This window comes from uncultured Parasphingopyxis sp. (assembly GCF_937129435.1).
Classification (GTDB): Bacteria; Pseudomonadota; Alphaproteobacteria; order Sphingomonadales; family Sphingomonadaceae; genus Parasphingopyxis.
The window spans coordinates 1-2,611 of record NZ_CAKZNF010000068.1 but is presented as its reverse complement, the minus strand read 5'-3'; the positions used below and the strand labels follow the sequence as shown (position 1 = coordinate 2,611).

General features: G+C 66.4%; 1 protein-coding gene and 1 pseudogene. Both read left to right on the top strand.

Annotated features, from left to right (window positions below):
* Positions 1–2,472: UvrD-helicase domain-containing protein (locus tag Q0139_RS11370; protein ID WP_298021815.1), on the top strand; the 2,472-nt coding region annotated here is incomplete at its 5' end.
* 53 nt (positions 2,473–2,525) lie between these two features.
* A pseudogene (locus Q0139_RS11365) lies at positions 2,526–2,611 on the top strand (thiol reductase thioredoxin); the annotation flags it as partial.

Here is a 2,611-nt window from a genome sequence, read left to right as displayed (position 1 = left end):
GGCGCCTTGCTGGCGATGCGGATCAAGGCCGATTTCGCCGATTTCGCCGCGGCAGGCCTGCGCGCCGGGCAGCAGTTCGCGCGCGACTATGCGCTGGCCAAGCGCCGCGCCGGAGGGCTCGATTTCGACGACCTCATCAGGTTGACCCGTGCGCTGCTGCTCCAGCCGGGGATGGGCGACTGGGTGCGCTATAAGCTCGATCAGGGGATCGACCATATCCTCGTCGACGAGGCGCAGGATACCAATGACGCGCAATGGCTGATCGTCGAAAAGCTCGCCGAGGAATTCTGGCAGGCCGATCTCGAAAACGAGCCGAATAGCGATTTCCGCACCATTTTCGCGGTCGGCGACTTCAAGCAGGCGATTTTCGGCTTTCAGGGGACCAGCCCGCACCAGTTCAATCTCGCCCGCACCCGCTTCGCCGGCTATATCGCCGAGCGGCAGCGCGAACTGCACGATCTGAGCCTTGACCGCTCCTACCGCTCGACGCTGCCCATCCTCGAACTCGTCGACCAGGTGATGCAGGAAATCGGCGCCGAGGCGATCGGCTATCCGGGGGCGTTGCGGGCGCATCGGAGCGGGCGCGAAAAACTTCCGGGGCGCGTCAGCCTCTGGAGACCCGTCGTTGCCGGTGAGGACGACAATGAGGGCGAGGCCGAGGAAGGGTGGCTCGGTGATGCGACGCTGGAGATGGCCCGGAGGCTGGCGAAGCAGGTCCGGGCGTGGCTCGACGAGCCGCTCTGGCTCGAGGCGAAGAACCGGGCGCTGCGGCCCGAGGATGTCCTGATCCTCGTGCGGCGGCGTAGCGAGCTCGCTTCGCTGATCGTCGCGCGGCTGCATCAGGAGGGTGTGCCCGTTGCAGGCGTCGACCGGCTGATGCTGACCGACCCGCTGGCGGTGCAGGATCTGCTTTCCGCGCTGCGCTTCGCGCTGCAGCCCGATGACGATCTCAACCTTGCCGCGCTACTCGTCTCGCCGCTTTTCGGCTGGTCGCAGGAAGAGCTTTACGACGTGGCGTATCGGCGCGGCGACACGACGCTCTGGCGCGCCGTTCGCGAGGGCGGCGGAGCGACCGCCGAAGCGCGTGAGGGGTTGAGCGCGATCCTCGCGCGCGCAGACCTTGAAACGCCCTATCAATTGCTCGAATCGATCCTGTCGGGTTCGCTCGATGGCCGCCGCAAGCTTCTGGCACGGCTTGGCGCGGAAGCACGCGATCCGATCGAGGAACTGCTCAACACGGCCTTGCTGTTCGAGCGCGACAATCCGCCCTCGCTCCAGCATTTCCTCGACTGGTTCGAGCGCGGCGAGGCCGAAATCAAGCGCGATCCATCCGCTCCGCTCGATGCCGTGCGCGTGATGACCGTGCACGGCGCGAAGGGGCTTGAGGCGCCGCTTGTGATCCTTGCCGATGCAACCTTCGATCCGACGCTGATGCGCGGCGGCGGGATCGAGCTGGCCCATGCCGAGGGCAAGCCGCCGGTTCCCGTGCCGCGGCCGCGCAAGGCCGAGCAGATCGATGCACTCGCCGATGCCGTGGACCGCCTCGATGCCGAGGAGCGCGAGGAGCACTGGCGGCTGCTCTACGTCGCGCTGACGCGTGCCGAGGAGCATCTGGTGATCGGTGGCGCGCTCGGCCCGCGCGCCAAGGGCGAGCCCCCGGAGGAGAGCTGGTATGCGGCCGTAGGACGTGCGTTGGAGACCATCTGCGACGACTGGGAGGCCGATCCGCTATGGGGCGGCGTCCGTCACTTTCGCGGTCACGATCCCGTACCGCCCCCCACCCGCAAAGCCCCACGCCCGCCGCGTTCGCTGTCCGAACCCGAAGAACCGGACTGGATCAGAAAAGCCGCGCCGCCCGAAGAACGCCCGCCGCGCCCGCTCGCCCCCTCGGCGCTCGGGCCCGACGATATCGGCCAGTCTCCGCCCGGTGAGACTGCGCAACTGGCGGCGAAACGCGGCACATTGCTCCACCGCCTGTTCGAACGACTGCCCGATGTCGCACCCGATCGCCGGCGCGAGGCGGCCTCTCAATGGCTCGCCGCGCGTGGCACCGATCCGGATATCGACCCCGATGAGCTTATAGACACGGCGCTGGCGGTGATAGAAGCGCCCCAATATGCCGCGCTCTTCTCGCGAGATGCGCTGGCCGAAGCGCCCATTGCGGCCGTCGTCGACGATGTCGTCGTTTCGGGAACCGTCGACCGGCTGCTGATCGGCGACGAGACTATTCGCATCGTCGATTTCAAGACCGGGCGCGAAGTGCCCGATAGCGCCGAACGCGTCCCGACCGGCTATCTCCGGCAGATGGCCGCCTACCGCTATGCGCTGGAAATCATCTTCCCGGGCAGGGTTGTCGAGGCCTGGCTGCTCTACACGGCCGGGCCGCACATGCTGCGGATACCGGAAACTCTGCTGGCCGACCACAAGCCCCACTTTGCCGATCAGGAGCAAAGTTTGTCGGCGCTCGGTTGAGGATTACCGCGCTACCACCTAAGTGGATGGAAACGTGTATGAGGAGATTATCGATGGCGACGAAAGCATTGACCGATTCCAGCTTCGAAGAAGAAGTGCTCAAGGCCGATGGGCCTGTCCTCGTCGATTTCTGGGCGGA